Source organism: Pseudomonas rhizoryzae (genome assembly GCF_005250615.1).
In the GTDB taxonomy this organism is placed as follows: Bacteria; Pseudomonadota; Gammaproteobacteria; order Pseudomonadales; family Pseudomonadaceae; genus Chryseomonas; species Chryseomonas rhizoryzae.
The window spans coordinates 1-4,794 of record NZ_SULM01000034.1 but is presented as its reverse complement, the minus strand read 5'-3'; the positions used below and the strand labels follow the sequence as shown (position 1 = coordinate 4,794).

5 protein-coding genes are annotated in these 4,794 nt (G+C 59.2%); 1 reads left to right on the top strand and 4 read right to left on the bottom strand.

Annotation, left to right across the window (positions count from 1 at the left end; genetic code table 11):
* From FAZ11_RS24505 to FAZ11_RS24490, 4 genes are all read right to left on the bottom strand, one after another.
* Window positions 1–530: aminotransferase class III-fold pyridoxal phosphate-dependent enzyme (locus tag FAZ11_RS24505; protein WP_137283177.1), on the bottom strand; the 530-nt coding region annotated here is incomplete at its 3' end.
* Between the two features lie 45 nt (window positions 531–575).
* A complete protein-coding gene (locus FAZ11_RS24500) occupies window positions 576–1,064 on the bottom strand; it encodes an ester cyclase (protein WP_237141925.1) in 489 nt (162 codons plus the stop codon).
* 58 nt (window positions 1,065–1,122) lie between these two features.
* Window positions 1,123–2,598 (bottom strand): APC family permease, encoded by a 1,476-nt coding sequence (locus FAZ11_RS24495; protein ID WP_042133138.1) that lies wholly within the window; start codon window positions 2,596–2,598, stop codon window positions 1,123–1,125.
* A gap of 55 nt (window positions 2,599–2,653) precedes the next feature.
* Complete coding sequence (locus FAZ11_RS24490) at window positions 2,654–4,147, bottom strand: aldehyde dehydrogenase (protein WP_042133136.1); 1,494 nt, start codon at window positions 4,145–4,147, stop codon at window positions 2,654–2,656.
* A 231-nt stretch (window positions 4,148–4,378) separates the two neighbouring features.
* Between FAZ11_RS24490 and FAZ11_RS24485 the strand changes: the two genes are divergently transcribed.
* Window positions 4,379–4,794 (top strand): winged helix-turn-helix domain-containing protein (locus FAZ11_RS24485; RefSeq protein WP_137283178.1); only part of this gene is annotated, 416 nt, incomplete at its 3' end.

Below are 4,794 nucleotides of genomic sequence, written 5' to 3'. Positions count from 1 at the left end.
CCCGCGAGAGGCAAATCAAAACCGCGCTGGTTGGCAGGCAACCCGGTAAGGCTCGCGCTGATGGTGGTGATGCCGTGATAGGCGCTCTTACGGCTGATGATCTTCTTCTTGGCGAACTTGCCAAGGGCGTTATTGCGGTACCACAGCATTTTGACGACGGTATCGTTAGCTTCGGAACCTGAATTGGTGAAGAAGACCTTGCTCATGGGCACCGGCGCGATCTCGATCAGCTTCTCTGCCAATTCGATGCTGGGCGCATGGGCCTTGTGGCTGAACAGGTGATAAAAAGGTAGCTGCTGCAACTGAGCGGTTGCCGCATCGATCAAACGTTGATTATTGAATCCCAAGGCGACCGACCATAGGCCTGACATGGCTTCGATATATTGTTTGCCCTGGGTGTCATAGACATGCACCCCTTCACCCCGCTCGATAATCATGGGCCCCGTGTCCTGGTGCAGGCGGGCATTGGTATAGGGATGCAGGTGATGCTGGATATCTGCCTGATGCAGTTTTGACGACGTCGAATTCATGAAGGAAAACTCTGGTAGGAGAGAGCTGACTGATAGGTAGGGCCACTACCAGCCGAGTTGTCGGTTGAAGCCGAGGGCATCGTAGTAGTCGTGCTGACTGACGATCTTGCCGTCCTTCAAGCGGATGAGGCTGACGCCATTGAATTTCAGCGGCTTGTTGGTCGCCGGTAGCTCCGTACTCCAGGGACCCGTATTTTTCCCATCGAATTGCCATTCGAAGGCGACGCTATCGCCTTGTACGACTGGGGTACCAACGAGTTGCCAACGCAGGTCAGGCACTGCGGTCATGAAGACCTTGATCACGTTGTCCCGAGCGGCATCCCTTCCCTTTTGCGGCGTGCCAACCGAAGAGTCGAGAAATTCACCATCCTCGGCGAAGAAGCTGGCGGCCTTTTCGGCATCGTGGTCATTCCAGGCGGCCATGTAGGCGTGGATGGTTGGAAGAGAGTCTTGCGCAGGTTTGGCAAAGCAGAGCTGCGTAGCCAGTGCAAGGATCATCCCTAGGATCAGACGCTGCATGTGATGCTTCAGCATGGCGTAACTCCGGTGGTCAGAGGTTATGGGGCCCCATCAATCAGGGGGCCGCGTAGAGTCAGTTCTTCCAGGCATCGCCGGCAGGTGCCGAACTCCGCGCATGTGGGCGGAACAGCAGCATGTAGGCCATGCCGATGGCCAGGGTGATCCCGCCCACCAGGGGTATGCCGTAGTTGACGTACCAGGCCGCTTCAGGGGTCCGCGGCCAGGACATGTTCAGGATCGCGAAGAGGCCGTAGCAAAGAGCCGCGATGTTCACCAGCCAGCCCCAACGGCCCAGAGTGAATTGTCCTTTGGGCTTCCAGCCGCGAAGCCTTGCGTACAGCGCAGCCAAGACGATCATCTGGAAGGCGAGATAGATACCCACGGCAGCGAAGCTCACTACTAGGGCGACCGCGTTCTGCAGATAGAAACCCACGCAGACGATTAGCGCGGGAAGCACACCACAGACCACCAGGGCAGCAGTGGGTACGTGGGTGGCGGGTGAGAGCTTCTTGAGCAGTCCGCTGCCCATCACCATCTCGTCGCGGGCGTAAGAGTAGAGCAGGCGGCTGGCCGAGGCCTGCAGGCTCAAAACGCAGGACACGAACGAGACGGTAATGATCGCCATTACGACACGAGCGCCGGTCGGGCCGAAGGCCGAGCTGAAGATCGTCGTCATCGGATCCTTGTCGGCGCCGGTGATGACCGCGCGAACGTCCGGTACCGCGAGAATCAGGGCTATCGCCGCGAACATGGAGGCCGCCCCGCCGATCCAGATGGTCATGCGCATGGCCTTGGGGACCTGCCGACTCGGATTGGGCGTTTCCTCGGCGACGTCACCGCAGGCCTCGAAGCCGTAGTACAGGAACATACCGGCGAGGGCGGCGGTCAGGAAGGCCGGCCAGTAGGCGCCATCTATGGAAATGTCAAAGGTATCGAAAAGCACCCAGATCGATTGGTGTCGTTCGAATATCAACAGGTAGCCGCCAATGGCGATGGCGCCTACAAGTTCGCAGATGAAGCCGAACATGGCGACCCTGGCCAGCAACTGAGTACCGCTCAGATTCAGCAGCGTGGCGATTGCGGTCAGCGTCAGGGCCACCAAGGTGTTGGTGATAGGTGTCGATTCGAAGCCCAACAGGTTGGCGATGTAAGGTCCCGCTCCCAAGGCGACGGCGGCTACCGTTACGCACAGGGAGATGGCATATATCCAACCCACCATCCAAGCCCATTTCTTGCCGACTAGCCGACGCGCCCAGGGATAAACGCCGCCCGAAATCGGATATTGCGAGACGACCTCGCAGAACACGAGGCACACCAGCATCTGTCCCATTCCGACCAGCAAATAAGACCAGAACATTGGCGGCCCCCCAGCCGCCAAACAGAGACCGAACAGCGTGTACACCCCAACCACGGGCGAAAGGTAGGTGAAGCCAAGCGCGAAGTTCTGCCAGAGACTCATGCTACGGTCGAAATTGGACGTGTAGCCTAGCGCCTTCAGTTGCTCAGCATCCGCATCCAATGCTGCAGACTTATCAAGAGAGCTGTTCATTGCGAGCCTTCAATCCTTTACTTTATTGATTGTTCAGTGCGGCAGTGCAGCGGGATCAGAGCTTGATCCAAGTCGCCTTGATTTCCGTGTATTTGTCGAAGGCATGCAGCGATTTGTCGCGACCGTTTCCGGACTGCTTGAAGCCGCCGAAGGGCGCAGTCATGTCTCCGCCGTCGTACTGATTGACCCAGACGCTACCGGCCCTCAAGGCCTTCGCGGTTTGGTGTGCCTTGCTGATATCACGCGTCCAGAGTGCGGCCGCCAGTCCGTAGGGGGTGTCGTTGGCGATTGCGATGGCCTCTGCCGGGGTGTCGAATTCAATGACCGACAGCACCGGACCGAAGATTTCTTCCTGGGCAATGCGCATGGCGTTGTTCACCCCGGCGAAGAGCGTGGGCGCAACGTAGACGCCGCCGGTTTCTTCCAGCACGCGCACGCCACCAGTGAGGACCTGGGCGCCTTCGGCCTTACCCGACTCGATGTAGCCCAGCACTTGCTCAAGATGACGGGAGTCCACCACCGCTCCGACATTGGTCCCCGGGTCGAGTGGGTTGCCTGGTTTCCAGGCTTCCAGCGCCGCTGCAACCAAGGGCAAAAATTCGCTCTTGATGCTCGTCTCCACCAACAGGCGTGATCCGGCGGTGCAGACTTCACCCTGGTTAAAGGCGATGGCACCGGCGGCCGCTTCGGCGGCAGCATGCAGATCAGGGGCATCGGCGAAAACGATGTTGGGACTCTTGCCGCCCGCTTCGAGCCAGACACGCTTCATGTTCGACCGACCCGAGCAGGTCAACAGATGCTTGGCGATCTTGGTCGAGCCGGTGAAAACCACAGTGTCCACATCCATGTGCAGAGCCAGGGCCTCGCCTACGGTATGTCCATAGCCGGGCAATACGTTTAGTACACCAGCAGGCAGACCAGCCTGGATCGCCAGGTCAGCGATTCTGATAGCGCTCAACGGCGAGCGCTCCGATGGCTTGAGGATGACCGAGTTCCCCGTCGCCAGTGCCGGCCCGAGCTTCCACGCGGCCATCATCAGTGGGAAGTTCCAGGGCACGATGGCGGCTACCACTCCGACCGGCTCGCGGGTGACGAGTCCAAGTTGGTCGGGGGCCGTGGGGGCGACTTCATCGTAGACCTTATCGATCGCTTCCGCGCTCCAGCGAATCGCATCGATCGAGCCCGGCAGATCCACCGCCAGGCTGTCACCGATGGGTTTGCCCATGTCCAGGGTATCCAGCAATGCCAGCTCTTCCTGGTGCTCCTCCAGCAGGTTGGCGAAACGCAGCAGAGTAGCCTTGCGCTCGGCCGGAGGGCACTTCGACCAGGTGCCGGCATTGAAAACGGCACGAGCATTGGCTACGGCCAGGTTGGCGTCGGCCAAGGCACAGCTGGCGACCTCGGCCAGCTGACGGCCGTCTATGGGGCTATGGCAGGGGAAGCTGCCGCCCTCTACGGCGGGCACGTATTGACCATTGATGAAGGCCCGCCCTTCGATGTTCAGGCTCTTGGCTTTTGCTTCCCAATCGGCGCGTGTCTGCAGGCTCATAACAGGTTCTCCTATGAATAACGTGGGCACTCGCTTAAACATATGGAACCATATCTTTAAGAGCCTGAGAAGCTTACTCATGGTCCTGAAAATGAAAAAACTGCCGATTTTTAGGTCGATTTTGCCTAACGGAGCCTGCGAAAATGACGTGATCAGAATATAAAATATGGTTTGGCAACCTTTTCGGTGCAGCTCACTGCCATGTCTGGAAAATCGTAAGCAGAGGGGTTCATGAGTCAGTTTTCGAGCTTGATACGCCTCAACCAAGAGGGCAAAACGGAGGCTGTCACTCGCCATTTGATCGAGATGGTGGAGGTGGGTCTTCTGGCCGAGGGCGAGCAGTTGCCAAACGAGACAACCCTGGCCGCACAACTGGGCGTCGCTCCGGTCACCTTGAGGGATGCGCTAGCCAACCTACGTTCTCAGGGCATCATCGAAACTCGCCGCGGACGCGGCGGCGGGAGTTTCGTGCGTGCGCGTCCGGCGATAGCGGACGCAGAACTCTTCGCTCGTCTGGAGCGGCTGACGGCGCTGGAGCTGCGCGATCATGCCGACGAGCACGTGGCGATATCCGGCGCGGCCGCTCAGTTGGCAGCCAAACGCGCAGGAGCCGATCAGCATCGGCGCCTAGCGCGGCTGTTGGCGGA

Excerpts from the sequence above, each read along its gene's own strand:
- FAZ11_RS24500 (WP_237141925.1), bottom strand. The coding sequence starts at position 1,064 with ATGCTGAAGCATCACATGCAGCGTCTGATCCTAGGGATGATCCTTGCA.
- FAZ11_RS24495 (WP_042133138.1), bottom strand. The coding sequence starts at position 2,598 with ATGAACAGCTCTCTTGATAAGTCTGCAGCATTGGATGCGGATGCTGAG.
- FAZ11_RS24490 (WP_042133136.1), bottom strand. The coding sequence starts at position 4,147 with ATGAGCCTGCAGACACGCGCCGATTGGGAAGCAAAAGCCAAGAGCCTG.